This is a genomic window from Acinetobacter sp. ANC5681 (assembly GCF_023488045.1).
In the GTDB taxonomy this organism is placed as follows: Bacteria; Pseudomonadota; Gammaproteobacteria; order Pseudomonadales; family Moraxellaceae; genus Acinetobacter.
This window is the reverse complement of the sequence record NZ_JAMFKZ010000026.1, coordinates 1-15,939: the sequence shown is the minus strand read 5'-3', so window position 1 is coordinate 15,939 and position 15,939 is coordinate 1. Positions and strand designations below refer to the sequence as shown.

Annotated in this window: 10 protein-coding genes and 2 pseudogenes; 8 read left to right on the top strand and 4 right to left on the bottom strand. The window is 34.8% G+C overall.

From position 1 onward, the window contains the following. The first annotated feature begins 54 nt into the window (after positions 1-54). The 7 genes and pseudogenes from M5121_RS12860 to M5121_RS12830 all read left to right on the top strand — a co-directional run bounded on the left by M5121_RS12860 (position 55) and on the right by M5121_RS12830 (position 9,007). Positions 55-759 (top strand): DUF3108 domain-containing protein, encoded by a 705-nt coding sequence (locus M5121_RS12860; RefSeq protein WP_005162415.1) that lies wholly within the window; start codon positions 55-57, stop codon positions 757-759. An 88-nt stretch (positions 760-847) separates the two neighbouring features. Next, positions 848-1,423 (top strand): xanthine phosphoribosyltransferase, encoded by a 576-nt coding sequence (locus M5121_RS12855; RefSeq protein ID WP_249571388.1) that lies wholly within the window; start codon positions 848-850, stop codon positions 1,421-1,423. 184 nt (positions 1,424-1,607) lie between these two features. Further along, positions 1,608-2,210, top strand: a pseudogene (thyA, locus tag M5121_RS12850) (thymidylate synthase); the annotation flags it as partial. Between the two features lie 98 nt (positions 2,211-2,308). Further along, the gene (locus M5121_RS12845) at positions 2,309-3,544 is read left to right on the top strand and encodes a tyrosine-type recombinase/integrase (protein ID WP_068534783.1); all 1,236 of its coding nucleotides are present in this window, start codon (positions 2,309-2,311) and stop codon (positions 3,542-3,544) included. Further along, positions 3,541-6,408, top strand: a complete 2,868-nt coding sequence (locus tag M5121_RS12840) for a site-specific integrase (protein WP_068534780.1) — start codon at positions 3,541-3,543, stop codon at positions 6,406-6,408. The genes M5121_RS12845 and M5121_RS12840 overlap by 4 nt, the downstream gene beginning before the upstream one ends. Further along, positions 6,408-8,510, top strand: a complete 2,103-nt coding sequence (locus tag M5121_RS12835) for a site-specific integrase (protein ID WP_068534777.1) — start codon at positions 6,408-6,410, stop codon at positions 8,508-8,510. Before M5121_RS12840 ends, M5121_RS12835 begins: the two co-directional genes overlap by 1 nt. Beyond that, positions 8,507-9,007: a hypothetical protein gene (locus M5121_RS12830; protein ID WP_031995698.1), complete on the top strand. Its 501-nt coding sequence runs from the start codon at positions 8,507-8,509 to the stop codon at positions 9,005-9,007. Before M5121_RS12835 ends, M5121_RS12830 begins: the two co-directional genes overlap by 4 nt. 79 nt (positions 9,008-9,086) lie before the next feature. Here the strand turns inward: M5121_RS12830 and M5121_RS12825 are convergent, their stop codons facing one another. The 4 genes from M5121_RS12825 to M5121_RS12810 all read right to left on the bottom strand — a co-directional run bounded on the left by M5121_RS12825 (position 9,087) and on the right by M5121_RS12810 (position 15,271). Next, a complete protein-coding gene (locus M5121_RS12825) occupies positions 9,087-9,938 on the bottom strand; it encodes a thymidylate synthase (RefSeq protein ID WP_068534768.1) in 852 nt (283 codons plus the stop codon). Between the two features lie 275 nt (positions 9,939-10,213). Further along, positions 10,214-11,410, bottom strand: coding sequence for a phosphorylase family protein (locus M5121_RS12820; protein WP_068534765.1), 1,197 nt, complete (start codon positions 11,408-11,410; stop codon positions 10,214-10,216). After that, positions 11,410-11,898 (bottom strand): hypothetical protein, encoded by a 489-nt coding sequence (locus tag M5121_RS12815; protein WP_005232280.1) that lies wholly within the window; start codon positions 11,896-11,898, stop codon positions 11,410-11,412. The genes M5121_RS12820 and M5121_RS12815 overlap by 1 nt, the downstream gene beginning before the upstream one ends. Further along, a complete protein-coding gene (locus tag M5121_RS12810) occupies positions 11,891-15,271 on the bottom strand; it encodes a hypothetical protein (protein WP_068534762.1) in 3,381 nt (1,126 codons plus the stop codon). The genes M5121_RS12815 and M5121_RS12810 overlap by 8 nt, the downstream gene beginning before the upstream one ends. A gap of 139 nt (positions 15,272-15,410) precedes the next feature. Between M5121_RS12810 and M5121_RS12805 the strand changes: the two are divergent. Next, positions 15,411-15,939: pseudogene (locus M5121_RS12805) on the top strand (transposase); the annotation flags it as partial.

The window sequence follows — 15,939 nt, the reverse complement described above, 5'->3', positions numbered from 1 at the left end:
TAATGATAAATGAATGATTGCTCATTGATGATCATTCAAAGGATATATAGCGTGATGACAAAGAAATTATTGAAAGTAGTGAGTATTACGTCGGCTGCCCTGTTCAGTGTCAGCATGTCTAGCCATGCTCTAGCAATGGCACCTTTCCAAGCAAGCTATCAATTTAGCTACAACAACAAAAACCTCGGTTCAGCGACACGTACACTTTCGCAACAAGGAAATAATTGGACCTATCAGTTTAGTGCAAAAGCAGGCGGAATTGCCTCAGCCTCGGAAACGAGTCAATTTAGCTTTGTGGATAATAAAATTACTTCACAAAAGTTTAGTCGCAGCAGCAAAATCTTAATTCACAGTAATACGATGAGTATTAACTTTAATCCAAACACTAAAGTTGTGAATACGAAAAAAGATGACACCGCCCGCTCATTCCCATGGCAAGCAGGTGCGTTAGATGAGTTGAATGCTGAATTGCAAATCCGTGAGGATTTAAAAAGTAATTCACTTAGAACCAAATATTTAATTGCTGATGCAAAAGCCTTAGATGAACGCCGTTTTGTTAAGCAAGGCACGGAAACCATCAAAACCAATTATGGGACATTCAGCACCATTAAAGTCGTTATGCAACACGATAAACCAGAACGTAATACGGTATTTTGGTTAGCACCAAAACTGGATTATTTACCTGTCAAAATGGCACATAATGATGGGAAATCTTCTTATGGCTTACTATTAACAGGCTATTCAGGGAAAACCAACTAACCATCTGGTCAATTTTAGCTTGCAATTTTTTAGATGCTTTTTAAAATATGCCTTTGCTTGAAAAAGCATCCGTTTAGAGGATTCTCCCGTGTACGCTTTAGAACAGAAAATCTTAAATGAAGGTATCGTTCTATCTGATCAGGTTTTGAAAGTTGATGCTTTCTTAAATCATCAAATTGACCCCGTGTTAATGCAACAGATTGGTAAAGAGTTTGCTGCTCGTTTTAAAGATGCAGGCATTACTAAAATTATTACGATCGAAGCTTCTGGAATTGCACCTGCAATCATGACTGGCTTGGAGCTTGGTGTTCCAGTAATTTTCGCGCGTAAATACCAATCTTTAACACTCAAAGATGATCTTTACCGTTCTAAAGTGTTCTCATTCACCAAACAAACTGAAAGCACTATCGCAATCTCTAACAAGCATCTTAACGCAACAGATAAAGCGCTTGTAATTGACGACTTCTTGGCAAATGGTCAAGCGGCATTAGGTTTAATCGATTTGATTCACCAAGCAAATGCTGAAGTTGTGGGTGTGGGTATCGTGATTGAAAAGTCATTCCAACCAGGTCGTGATGTGTTACTTGAAAAAGGCTATCGTGTTGAATCTTTAGCGCGTGTTGAGTCTTTGACTGATGGCAAAGTTAGCTTTATCACAGAATAAACCTGACTGCTAACGAAAGGGCGCCTTAAGCGCTCTTTTTTATATTGGAAAATGAAAAAATACTACACATCGCAAGTGTCATGCCAAGCGCAATCAAGGTATCATGACAACAATTTTGCTGCCCCATATTCACTGGTTTCAACACCTATCTTGATTAACTACAGAGAATGTTTTAGAGAAAGTTATGCGTACATATTTAGACCTTTTACAACATATCCTCGACAATGGCGGCGATAAAGGCGATCGTACAGGTACGGGTACACGTTCAGTATTTGGTCATCAGATGCGTTTTGATCTTTCTAAGGGCTTTCCACTATTAACGACCAAGAAAGTACACTTCCGCTCGATTGTGATTGAACTACTATGGTTTCTAAAAGGCGATACCAACGTTCAATATCTCAAAGATAATAAAGTCAGCATTTGGGATGAATGGGCAACCGCAGAACAAACTGCACGTTTTGGTCGCCCTGAGGGTGAACTTGGTCCTGTGTATGGGCATCAATGGCGTAACTTTGGCGCAACCCAGAATGAAGATGGTAGCTATCAGCAAAATGGTTTTGATCAGATTCAATGGCTTGTGAATGAAATTAAAACTAATCCCAATTCACGCCGTTTGATCGTTTCAGGCTGGAATCCCAATGAGGCTGGAAAAGTCGCTTTACCACCCTGCCACACCCTGTTCCAGTTTTTTGTTCAGGACAATAAGCTGTCATGCCAGCTTTACCAGCGCAGTGCGGACGTTTTCTTTTTATCCCCCCAAATTAATAATTCACAGTACGAAGTTTTAGCCGCTTAAAACCTCTTACACTTTTACGTTTATACTAACGTTTAAATTATGCACAGTATGTTATATAACTTAGTCTATGCAGTAATTTGGCGTACATTATGGATGTTAGAGTTTGTTCAAATATAAAACTAGACTTATCTAAGTCATGTTTAAATCATCATGTTCAGAACATAAAACTAGATCAAACAATAAATGTTAATGGGGTCGTTGTATTTGACGACAATGCTAAGGTTCTCCCTCTCATTTCTGAATATTTATCCTATTACTCCAAGCATGAAAAAATTTCGTATAAGTCAGCAAGTACTTATGGTAAGAATCTAACTTATTTCCTGCAATATATCCGTACCCGCCAAGATTATAATGATGATGAAAGTGATGATGTATTTATCACTGTTCCTTCATACGTAATACAAGAATATTTGACTTTTTTGAGTCGAGACCAAAATATCAGCTCATCTACTGTTAGAAATCGTGATGCGACTATACGTGCTTTTATTGAGTTTCTATGCTCATCTACAGAAGGTCATAAACCACTTAGACAAGATAATCCTTACGAGAAAGGCTATCTATCAAAAGTACCAAAACGAAAAGCTATTATTGCTTGTAATCTAGATGATCTATTTGTACTAATTGAATCTACATCTTCTGAACGAGAAAGAGTTTTACTTCAATTTTTGTACGACTCGGGACTTCGTCGTTCAGAACTTCCTCGTGTTACGCTTGAACATTTTAAGAACACTGTAAATTTTAATTCCCAAAAATTTATCTCTCGCGAATCAGATAAACCCATTTATCTAGATTACGTCCCACTTGAAGTTGAAGGAAGTAAAGGTCGTGGAAATGAACTCAAACCTCGGTGGACGTTAATTAGCTCAGCAACTATTGATCGTATTCAAAAATATCATGCTTCCCCACTATATAAAAAATATGCAAGAAAATATGCTACGCCTACTGAGACTCCTGCATTTTTAAATGCTCAAGGGACTCCTTACACTCCATCTGCCATTAATAAATTATTAGAACGACTAAGCAAGCGTGCTATTAAGCAAGGTCGTCTTGATAGACAAATATCCCCACATAAGCTCAGACATGGTAATGCTTATGCGATTTTACAATCAAATGACTTGGGGAATGACTATTTAGATCGACTTGTGATTTTACAAAAAAACTTAGGCCATAATCACCTAAATACCACTCAAATATATACCAGTATTCCTCAAGATATCTATAACTCCATGTGTGATGAAAAAGGTGATCTCTTAACTAGAGCCGAAAAAATGAAACGTTTAAGTGAAAAAACTCAGTTAAAGATCGGTATTAAGGATATAAAATGAAAAATAATGGGAAAGCCACTGATCACCTAGTAAAAATATGGGTAGACAACCTATTACAGTCCCCAAATCATCTATTAAAGTTACCACTTAGTAATGATTTTAAGAGCCCTTGGGGGGTTAATGTTCTGTCTGATTTTTTATCAAAAGAGATACCTATTACTCTGAGCGAGGCTCGACGTAGAAAACACCTTACAATGCCATTAATAGAAAAGATGGCTGAAATGCAAATTATTGTAGAAGAAGCATCAAGCAGAGAAAATTTTATTCGCCAGAGAATACTCGATTGGTATAGTAATCTGAGCTTTGATGATAAAAAAAACCTCCCCCGCTTAGCTTTATATCCGAGTAATATTTGTTTTAAATCAATAGGTAGTGAACAACGCTCTTGGGCATCTTTATCAACTCAATATGAATGGATCGCAGAAGTAATTGATTACATTCATGAAGACCTTCATAACTTAGGAATTATCTCGGCAGACTTCAAAACAATTAAAAGTCGTAAGAGAGCAATTAAAGATGCTAAGTCTGTTATCAGCCAATGGGTATCAACCATATCTGATGATATAGACGCCATGTGGGATATACCAGTTACAAAAGCCAATACAGATTTGGGTTTTAACGTAGCAATCGAACATATTCAAACCGTTCTAGGCATTTCGGAGAGCTCAGCTAACAATTATAGAGAGTTAGCTTATCCATTAACTCAAAAAATGATTGAAAAAGGAATTTTAGTATATCCAAAAGGCAACTCAGGAGCTGGAGCCGTTGAAAGCAGGAGGAAACTGCTAAATTGGTACAGAAAGCTAAACTTGAAAGAAAAAAGCCAGTTACCAATTTTTGGTAACAAAATCTCACTTGGGAAAATGCATACGAAGCAATCTCCTATTACTCAAAGTGATTTACGTTTTGATATTGTCAAAGATGCTTGGGATTTCATTCACAAAGATCTCGAAAAACTTGGTTTATTAAATACGAATTATAAAAGTGTTTCTGAACGAAATCATGAAAGGAAGAAACTTCTAGATATACCTCGTGAAACTATGAAGGAGCGTTTCAACAGATTAGCTACTCTCAAACTCAATAGTGTACTCGACTTCATCGAACCTTCTGAGTTAGAACCTTTTATTCAGATTGAACAACTTTTTGCCTCACAGATGAAAACCCTACCTTCTAATTCAGGACGAAGTAACTACACAAATGCATGCGGCCTATTTGTAGAGTTTCTATCTGAATTATACGGATCTAGCCCTTTACGAATTATCGACACTTTTGATGAGTATCTATTATCCAAATATAGAAGTTATCTTGAGGACAAAATAATACAAAACAATATATCAAGCCATCATGCAAATACTATTTTAAGTTCAGTACGTATGACATTGAATAGGCTGACTAAAGTAAAGAATTTAGAATACAGTTTTTTTGATGTACAGGGCTTCGATGCCCATAGGCAAACAGACACAAAAAAACCCTTTAGTAAGAATGAACGAATTCAAATATTAGAGGCTATCGAAAAAGCGATTTCTGAAACTCAATTAAGTTTAGAACCCTATAAAAAAACAGGTATCGGAATAAATCCTCTGGATCAACATGGAAATAGAATAAAAGGTCTATCAAATCTAGATAATGCTCGTTGGCTGTTTGAAAATTTTTTGGATTGTAAACCTGTTCATCACAATACAGCTAAAACCCATATTGAAAAGGCATTTCTCAGCATTATTAAAGATTCGAAAAAAGGTCTGAATGAGGTCTATGAAGAATGGGGAATCACACCGATGATCGGAATAGATTTATTAGTGCCTTATATTCTAAGACTCGCTCAAGTTACAGGTCTAAATACTGATTCCATACTATCCCTAGACATAAAGGATTTTGAAACTCGCCATCCAGCCACATCTAGACCATGCCTAAGATATTGGAAAGAGAGATCCGATGGGTATAAAGAGTATCATCTTGATCTTATCAAGGCGAAGATAACTTGGCTCACAGAAAGCCAATCTAGCTCTGTAAAAGAAATTTTCAAACAGGTAATTCAAATGACTAGCTGCATCCGTGAAAATATCAAGGATAGTGTGATTAAAGATAGGCTCTTCATTTATCAATCAAATAGTACTAAAAAACACGGACAAATCAGTTCTTTACTTGGAACTATCGAAAAAAATGCGAGCCCATTAGGTCATAGTATTGCTAGATTTATTGATAAATTTCAATTAAAAAATGACCATGGCCAACCCTTAATCCTTACATTAAGTCGGTTTAGACCAAGTTTCGTAAGTGAAATGCTTGAAGCTGATGTACCTATACATGAGATTCAATTGATGCTTGGTCACTCATCCTTGCATACAACTATTGGCTATATCGACTCTTTAGATTTTAATTCCATTAGCAGAAAGAGGCTCAATGAGAAATTGATGGAAATTCATCAATCAACTTTAAATAGTCGCTCCGAAGAAAAAATTAAAACAATAGAAATCAAAAATGAGGAAGAGTTGGGAGTAACATTTAAAACCAATCTAGCTGCATGCAGAAATATTTTTGATCCACCTGACTTTGTAAAAAAAATGGCTTCTTATACTCCTGGAACGCCCTGCTCGCAATATAACAAATGCTTAAGTTGTGACAACGTAATTATTACAGCAAATTATCTTCCTGAGCTATTTGCAATGAAGCGTGATTACCTAGCTATTTTAGAAAATTCACGAGTGATGGATACTCCCTACGGAAAAATTATCAAAGAAAACCTAGAACTCCTAAGTTATATTACAGATCCTGAGACTTCAGATTTTTCAAAGGAAGAACTAGAAATTGGAAAAAATAGATCCAACTATCTTGGATCTACAATAACAATTGATGGAGTAGTGTAATGGATAAGGAAGCGAAAATAAGTATATTGACGGGTTTTGTTAATCATCGCCGCTATATAATGAATGAGCTAAACACTGCTAAGAATTTAGATAGTGATCTTCATCCACAAGAATCTATAGAGTCCACTACATACATAAACGCTCTTATGGAAAGATCTGTCTCAAAAATATCTAAATTTTCCGATAATGTTTGGGATTTTAATTCTGATTATCCTAATGCAGCACAAAATGTAAAAGGCGCAAAACTGCGCATTAATTTTTTAAAATACAAAAATATTCCAAAGTTTGTGCTAACAGAACTAAAAATCATCTTAGAACTCGCTTTACTTAACAATCTTATTTTCCGACCTGAACTTAACAGCAGGAAAAATAATAAAAAAGGGATTCTTAAAGTTAACTCTTTGATTCCTATTTTTGAGAAAGGGTTAACATTTATTAATCAAATATTCATACAAATAAGTCAAGACCTAGGTTATGAATTTGTTCAAACACAGATTAAAACACTCTCCGAGGTAAATACCGAGCATTACCATGAAGCTGCCAAAAACTACGAACATGTAAAAGGTAGAGAATTAGATCAATTTTTTGAATACTTACGTAGCCCTAGTGCTGTTAAATATGTATTTGATAAGCCTCTAGCTTATGTTGAACTAAATAGTTTAAACTGGAAGAAACTTCCAAGTACTGAAAAAAAGAATAAGGAAAAAGTTTTACCCGATAATGTATTTGAAAATTTATCCAAAATAGCATCTTTAATCGTAGTGGACTTTTTAAATGCGACAGGTCAAAAATCGAAGATCTTGGATATCAATTCTTTAGAAGCTTTATACTCTAGTAAATATTCTTCTTGGGCAAATCAAGTAGGAGTTAATCATGAAATTTTGAATGCCTATATTGCAGTTCGATTGAGAAATAAAGGGTACTCATCAAGTTCCGTTTTAAGCATCATCGAGCCCTATGATTGGATGTTAAATAAAAATGGCCTAGCATGTGGATTAACACTGAGGAAAGCCCTAACTAGTCGCAACTACCAATTAGATAAACTCCGTGAATACTTCAATCTAGTCTCATATTCATGCGTGTACTTGGTGGCTCAATATACAGGTATGAGGCCATCTGAATTAGCAGAAGTAAAAGTAAAAGATTGCTCATGTTTAGTAGAGGAGCATGAAGTCTGGCTGATTAAAAGTACTGTAAAAAAGCATCAACAAGAGATTAATACAGGTTTGTTTGATGACAAATGGGTGGCTATACCTATTGTTAGAGATGCAATATTAGCAGCATCATATATAGCAAAAATTAAATCATCACCTTATCTTATCTCAAATATGGACACAGTGAGCTCTAGTAATTCACCTATACCGATGGGCAGTACTGGCATTACCCATCAGATGAATAATTTTATTGTGAAAATTTTGGATGCTACTCTAGCTAATCAAATTAAATTTTATCCATATATGCTACGCCACACTCTGACCTATCAATTGTTTAGAGCAGAAGTCGGTTTACCTTTAATATCTTTTCAATTAAAGCACTTCGTAGACAGTGTGAGTAAATTCACCTCACTTGGAGCAACTTCTTCAGTTACGTTAGGCTATGGAGAGATTGGTGAAATGCTCTCAAAGGATGGAAGCCGAACAGGTAATAAATCATTGCGACGCTCTGCTGAATTAGAAGCTGTTAAAACTGTTCACAATCCAAATGGTACATATTATGGTGGTAGAGCTGTTGAGCATAAAACTAATCTGATAAAGTTGTTTCAAGGCTATATGGCTGAAGGCTACACCGAAGAAGAAGTGTATGAAGCAATGGCTGACCAAGGAATGGCTATTGTGTATGTTGGACAAGGCATTTGTTATGGTAATAGAAATGAAGAATACGATACGACTTTACCTTGCATCGGCAGCCTAAGATGTAATCCTGCCAGATGTTCACAAGCTATTGTCACCAGTAAACATGCTCCGAAATGGCGTGAAGTCTACATCTTAAATAAAGCAAATCTTAATAAACCAGAATATGCTCATAATAGGGAGCAAATTCAGGCAGCAATTGACGAAGCTGCAATGGTTTTAAATAGTATTGGTGAAATGGTTGAACTATGAATAATCAAGCTTATGATCAAAAAAATAGTGAAGACTATGAAACTAATACGTTAAGTATTAACAAAGCACTATTAGAAATCGAGCAAGATCCAAAGCTCAAGGCCACTATTGCACAATTATCAAAAATGACTGGTATTCATCGAAATACAATTACAAACCGTGATTGGCCTATCCATAAACTAAAAGAAATCAAGGACAAAAGAAAACTCAAGAATGAGGAAAGTAAAAACCATATGGTGGTTAATGAAATTTCGTTGGGAGAAAAACTAGTTCTAACACAAAATGAAGTTATCTATTGGTTTAATCAATACCAAGATATAAAGCTTTCTTTTGAAAATACAAATAATCAGTTAAAAAAACTAAAAGAATCGAATGATTACTATAGAGAGATGTATGAAAAGCATAAAAAGCAAGTTGTTTTAGCTGAGTTAGAAATCAACCGCTTAAAAGAACTGTTAGACACTAAAGGTATTAACTCAGAACTACTTAAACATTAGTTTTAAAAAGAGGTCTCTATTTGGATAGATGGCTTTAAATCCTCATCAAGTAAAGCCCTCTTTTATACAAAAGGTCTACTTATACTGAGAATGGATAAGCAATTGCATCATGATATTGATAACCTTCAACTTCAAAATCATCTAATGTCACCCATGTTTCAATATCTTCAAGAGTCTTAATATTAGGATTGATATAAAGTTTTGGCGATGGATAAGGTTCACGTTTAAGTTGAACATCACGCATAAGCTCTAACTGATCCTCATAAATATGTGCATTCACAATTTTATGATAAGCCTTTCCTGCTTTATGCCCTGTAATTTGGGCCATGAGGGCTAATAATGTGAAGACTTGAATTTGGTTAAAATTTTGACCCAATGGAACATCACATGAACGTTGTGATGATGTTAAATAAAGTGTATCTGCAACCAAAGAGAAGGTATGAGTATGCATACAAGGTCGTAAGCATCCCATTTCAAACTCGCCCGGATTATAGAAAGTCAAAATTTCACCACGATCATCAGTACCGTTTCTTAAGTCGTCGTAAATCTTACGAAGCTGGTCAAACTCTTTACCTTCAGAATTACGCCAATGGCGCCCTTGGACTCCATATACTCGCCCCATATCATCTTCACCTTTACGATGAGGGTTAGCTAACCAGACTCCATTTTCGTTAGCATTTGCATTCCAAGTATTACAGCCAATAGCCCTAAACTGAGCAGCATTATCATAACCACGTAGGTACCCTAATAATTCTGCAATTGCTGCTTTCCAATAACTTTTTCGAGTCGTAACCAAGGGAAATTCATTTGCCCCTACGTTGTACTCTAAATCAGCATTAATAACGGTTAAACAACGCTTTCCAGTTCGTTCATTTTCAACCCATACACCTTCATCAACTATGCGTTGACACAAATCTAGATACTGCTTCATTTAACCACCTTAATTTCACTTCCCTCTTAATAGGTCATCTATACCCATGAAGTTATTAGATTAAGCTAGATTAATTCACTTTCGCTTCAAATCTTAAAAATTCAGGACTACAAATTATTCTATTACGAGGCTCTTTCTATTATAGAGTTTCTTCATCTAGTTCTACAAACTTGTTTCAATAGGGGTAAAATTCAATGCATGTACTTTTGGGTAACTCCAAATCAAGATATATTACTAACAATTAGTTTGGCTTTAAAAAGCTCATAAATGAGCTTTTATTTATTAAAAAACTTTTCTATAAGCCTCAGAGCGACACTAGCACTCATAAAGCTACAATAGTTGTGAAAATCATCATCTTTTGCTCTATCGGCTAAATCAGAAACAGATTTAATGCAAATAGCTTTCGTCGTTTGTCCATAGTGATTAGCGCAACTGTAATAAAGACCATAACATTCCATGTCTATAGCAGCCATTTTTCTGTGCTGACCTCTGAATACTTTTTGTATATCAGCAGAAGCAACAACTGAACTCCCAGAAACCATAGGCGCAGATACTAATTTAGGGTGATTCTGAGGTCTAAATTCCTTGTAATTTTCGTAGAAGGAACGCATTTCGCTATCAATTGTCTTAGCTATAGCAACTAATTCATAATCTGCCTCTTTGGCATCAGATGCAGATTGTAATGCCCCATCTTCTGTCCATTTTCCTGCTTGCCAATCCCAACTCTTATCAGCTACAACAACATCACCTACTGAAACTGCATCTGCAAACCCACCACATATACCAGTCATGATTAACACTCTCGGTTTGAAGCTTTTTAACACAACTTCCGTTGAATGTGTCGCTGCAATTGGTCCCATTTGATTGAGATGGGCACATGCAATTTTTAATGTTTTACCACTAACTAAATTCAATTGCCCTGTTTTATAGTTGATGTTTGATCCGAGTAGCTTTTCCTCTGAGAGACTAAGTGGCCAATTTTTATAAACAGCCTCTAATTCAGGTTTTCTTAGAGCATTTAAAATCACTACATCATAATTAAATGATGTATTCTCACTCTCCGTTCTTATTACTCGTTGCACAAACTGTTGAAGAGCATTTTTCCACTGCTCCTGATCTGGTGAGACGTGCAACACACTTGTAACTAACTCTCTAAACTGATCATCAACAGCATTAAGTGTTTCTTGACATGCTGTAACACCTAGAATATGTGTAGGAGTTGGAAAAACTCGATCTTCAACTATTTGTCTAAGCAGGTTAATGCTGCTATCAGCAGATGGTTTTGCCCCCCCTCGCGCTGGCAATAATACATCTATGAGCATTAAATCAAATTTATATTGATTTAATTTTCTACTTGCATCTGCAGCGTCTTTAGCAATCAATAAATCATTTTCATCTATTCCTTGCCCAATCAAAAATCGTCTAAGTTGATTAATTTTTAAGTCACAATCATCTATAAGTAGTACATGCATTATTTTTTAGCTACCAAATTAATTTTTTCTAAAACTTCAACCAAAGCAGTTTGCCATGGTCCATATTGTCCAGTGTAATGAATAACCCCTAAAAATCGTTGATCTAGCTCCTGTTCCAATATTTCTTGCAATCCTCTAGGATCACGTTTTTCTTTGATTTGAGGTAACGTGAATTCTTCATATTGAGTAAGAACAACACTATATGTATCTTCAGTTTCACTATCAATAAATCTCAAAACGTCTGCTCCACCAAAACCTAGTGGCCGACCTCCGCCCAATCGGTCTTTAGCGATATCAAATGTCGGAATTGACATATCTACTACAGCGAGCACAATTTCCCTATTCGATATTTCAGTAATTGCACTCGATAAAGATTCAACCGTTATTATCTGGACATCTGGACTTAATATCGATCTAAGAAATGATAGAATCGAGTTTAATTTTGGCTTATCATCTTCAATAACTAGTACGTTTTTTTCATTATACATGAGCTTCGAAACGTCCTTCACGTTCAAAAAGTTGAATTGTTATCTGCACAAACCATCGCGAATTTTTTAAGCCAAAATCAAAAGGATTTGGACACTGTGTTTTTTTCACAGATCTGACAATTCTACGAAGTTTAGGAAAACCAGAACCTCCCTCCTTACTGACTAAGTGAATAGGCAAGGTATTAGCAATGTATTTCTCTTTTAAACGATCAATTTCACTCTGTGTTAATTCACGTAATTTATCCTCCGATAAATCACTATAGACTATTAAAGTTAACAGCTTATTTGAATCATTAAATTCAGTTTCAATGTCGATATTTTTCAAATCTGATCCGAGACCTGAATGCTTCCAAGCATTTTCAAAGATCACAAATAGACAATCTGTTATAACGGCTAGAGCTGTAGTTGTCAGAGAAATTTTAATAGTATCTTGATGGTGGAAATTTGCATCCAACGCTCTGTAAACATTTTGTGTTGCTGCTTGTGCAATATTAATAGCATCAGGTAACTGAAAATCTTCATCATTAGCATGATTCGGTAATCGGAACCAATCTGAAACAACATCGCATTGCGTCTGAGTATCAGTTGAAATCCGCTGAAGCATCGTTATCAGTGGCAATAAATCAGATCCAATGTTCAAACTTCTAAATTTAGAAATCAATCCATCAAATTCATTTTTAATTTTCTCTTTAAAATCATTGGTAATATACAAATTAATATCTTTTAGCCCTAAATCAACTAAAGATTTCCAAAACAAAAAGTAACAACTAGCAAGGAAGGCTGAGAATGATAAATTTGTTTCATCAAAATCATCCAACATACCCGTAATCACTTTCAAAAATTCCTTGTTAAACCAATATTTAAATGCTCCACGGGGTTTTTCTTTAGAATTAATTTGAACAAAATCATTTACTAACTCATCTACTAAAAATTTCACTTTTTTAGAGAAATCCTCAAGAATAGCTAAAATTTCCTCTAGAGTTAGATGATTAAATTCTAAACTGTCAGACCATTCATTAACGAACTCACGCTTAGATATATCACCTGAAAAATATAGCAGTCTTTTTTCTTCCAAAGGTCCAAGAATAGTACCCCTTAAACTACCATGTCTAATTCTTAAGCTTAGATAACAATCTAATCCATCTGTAGGATCAGTTAAAAAACGTTTATATAATCGATCAATAATATCTATTAACATTGCAGATGAAATACTTGGCTGACCATCCGATACATCTTGAAGTAATTGAAGATGCTTAGCATCCACTGAGAATTGACTGACAATATCATCTATAAAACGTGTACCAGAAGACGAGCTTTTCGTAGCAATCCAACGATTAAAATCAGTTAAAATTTCTGATTCTGCCCATCTATTGATTGCTGATTCATTAACAAAAACCCTTGTTTGATTAATTGTTTTTAAACCTTTTTGCAACGTCTGATCAAAGGTCAAATCTTTAATTTCATCAGTATATTTTGTAGCATTCTTTTTATCATTATCCCACTGTAGTAATAGTTGCAGAACCTCAATACGTTCTTGTCTAATTTTTTCTGTCGTATCTAAATCATCACAGAGTGAAAGATTTTCATCTACCCATACATTAAGGAAAAAGTGGATAATTATTTTCTTAAGATCTTCATTATTATAAAATAATTCATTAATATTCTCTCTAATACCATTAACAATTATAGAGCGACAAGCCATTTTACATATATATGCGATACCTTCATTATCCGTAAGCTGATATGTATAATGTGCAATTAGACCAACTTTCAAAAAATCTAAATTTTTAAAAAATTTCCATTTTCTATTATCAAATATATCAGAAACCTTAAATTCATTTATGATACGAGGTGAATCAATTACCCATTCATTAATTAAATCAATTGCTTCAATTACTTGATTTTTTTCATTAAATATTGCCAACCTAAACTTAGCAACCTCTCTTGACCAAAAGCCACCAAAACTATCCAACTCATTTAATAAAATGTCCAATAATTCATATTGTGCCTTCGAAAATAAATAATCTGCTAACCATAGAAAAATGACATTTCTACTAACTTTATTATCTAGTTTACCTTCTACAAACCCAAGCACACTCTCGACTATTTCATTGTTTTCTTTAGAAAAATATTCTTTCAAAAGTTTTATACCAACATCAAAAGAGAATGTTGTTATATCTTCCAAAGTGAAATTACTACTGAATATGAAATGGTTAGGGCTTTGATTATACCCAATGTCATTAGACACAAAATGTACAGTTGAATTAAGTACAACTTGGCCTATATCTAAGTTTTTATAATTAACTGCAATCTTAAATAAATTATCAATCTCATCTTGAGCACCATTACCTTGATGCTCACATTTTTTTATTAAACTTTTAATATTACCTATTAAAGAATTATCTTCTTCTAATTCTTCTACTGAACTGAAATTTAATACTTTTAAAAAATCATTTTCTTTAATTTCAGTAAAAAAATTCACATCATCACTAATAATTAATTTCAAATATTTATTAAGTCTAGGATCATTAACTCCAGCTTCAATTAATTTTATTATAATTTTCCCAACATTAGGTTTTAAATGTTCTAAATCTTTACTAATTTGAACATAAAGAATAGCCTCAATAAAAATCTCATAATAATCAACTAATGATGATGTAATTTCTTTAGACAGCAATAATGGAAGATTTTCTTCTATGTTATTAATGGTGTTAAAAGCCCGATATTCTAAATATGGAATTACCCATGAATCCATACCTTTTAGCCGAGGAAATGAGTTTTGACACTTCCCATAGAATGCATAAAATGAAAAGGTTTCATCACAACGATCACTTAGAATTTCGTATATCAGACCGTTTATCTTTCTACCTGACGCACTAATTAACGGGCTTAACCATTGACTAAGGCTTTCCATTCCATGAAGACGATGGTCGATAATACATCTAAGTTCAATAGCCCAAAAAGTCCAGCCATGTTGATCAATAAATGAATCTATTAATTGTCTGGCTTCACAGAATTTATCTTCTAGAATTAAATTTTGTGTAGCATTCCTAATTTCTAAATATTGATTGAGACTATTTGCTTGTGATTCTAACCAATAAGCAGCCCAATACAGCTCGTTTTTTAATGATAAGGGTTCTAATCCAATAAAGTGCCCTACTAATTTTTCTGATTTATCTTTACCTAAACTCAGAAATACATTCGCATCATCATACCCAAAGATACAAAATTGCTTTATACACTCCTTATATTCAGCTATCGAAGCACTCTTTCTTAAATTGCTCAACGTTTCTAAAGGGGTTTTTCTAAGCGCTTGCCCCTTTCTAAAGGCAAGTTTAGCTTGAGATATCTTTATAGGTTTTTTTTTAGCCATATTGATTTATTAATTAAAAGTTTCACTAAATTTTATCATTTTTTTCATAAACTTAATATTCATATAACGGTAATCCCCCCTAAAAAAAATAGGATCTAAAAGTAGAATTTTCTCTTAAGATACGAGCAGGAGATTCTGCATGAAAACATCTAAATTTACTGACAGTCAGATCATGTCCATCTTGAAACAGGCAGAATCTGGCACACCTGTAGCGACCCTTTGCCGTGAACACGGCATGAGTAATGCTACCTTTTATAAATGGCGTGCCAAATATGGTGGTATGGATACATCATTAATGGCTCGACTGAAAGAGCTAGAAGCCGAAAATACCAGACTTAAAAAGATGTATGCGGAAGAGCGATTAAAGGCCGAAATCATCCAGGAAGCGATGGCAAAAAAGTGGTAAAGCCATCTTGCCGGCGTAAGATGGCACAACAGGCAGTTGCCCAGCATGCCATTAGTATTCGTTTGGCTTGTAAAGCATTTGGCATTAGTGAAACCTGCTACCGCTATCAAGCCAATCTCAGCGATGACAATGCACTCATTGCTGAACAGCTCATTGAACTCACTGAGGAAAATTCCGATTGGGGCTTTGGTTTGTGCTTCTCGTATTTACGGCATGTTGAGAGTTGCTGCTGGAATCACAAGCGGGTTTACCGCATTTACTG

Coding starts and splice junctions, on each gene's coding strand:
- M5121_RS12825 (WP_068534768.1), bottom strand. CDS start 9,938: ATGAAGCAGTATCTAGATTTGTGTCAACGCATAGTTGATGAAGGTGTA.
- M5121_RS12830 (WP_031995698.1), top strand. CDS start 8,507: ATGAATAATCAAGCTTATGATCAAAAAAATAGTGAAGACTATGAAACT.
- M5121_RS12815 (WP_005232280.1), bottom strand. CDS start 11,898: ATGTATAATGAAAAAAACGTACTAGTTATTGAAGATGATAAGCCAAAA.
- M5121_RS12840 (WP_068534780.1), top strand. CDS start 3,541: ATGAAAAATAATGGGAAAGCCACTGATCACCTAGTAAAAATATGGGTA.
- M5121_RS12820 (WP_068534765.1), bottom strand. CDS start 11,410: ATGCATGTACTACTTATAGATGATTGTGACTTAAAAATTAATCAACTT.
- M5121_RS12835 (WP_068534777.1), top strand. CDS start 6,408: ATGGATAAGGAAGCGAAAATAAGTATATTGACGGGTTTTGTTAATCAT.
- M5121_RS12845 (WP_068534783.1), top strand. CDS start 2,309: ATGGATGTTAGAGTTTGTTCAAATATAAAACTAGACTTATCTAAGTCA.
- M5121_RS12860 (WP_005162415.1), top strand. CDS start 55: ATGACAAAGAAATTATTGAAAGTAGTGAGTATTACGTCGGCTGCCCTG.
- M5121_RS12810 (WP_068534762.1), bottom strand. CDS start 15,271: ATGGCTAAAAAAAAACCTATAAAGATATCTCAAGCTAAACTTGCCTTT.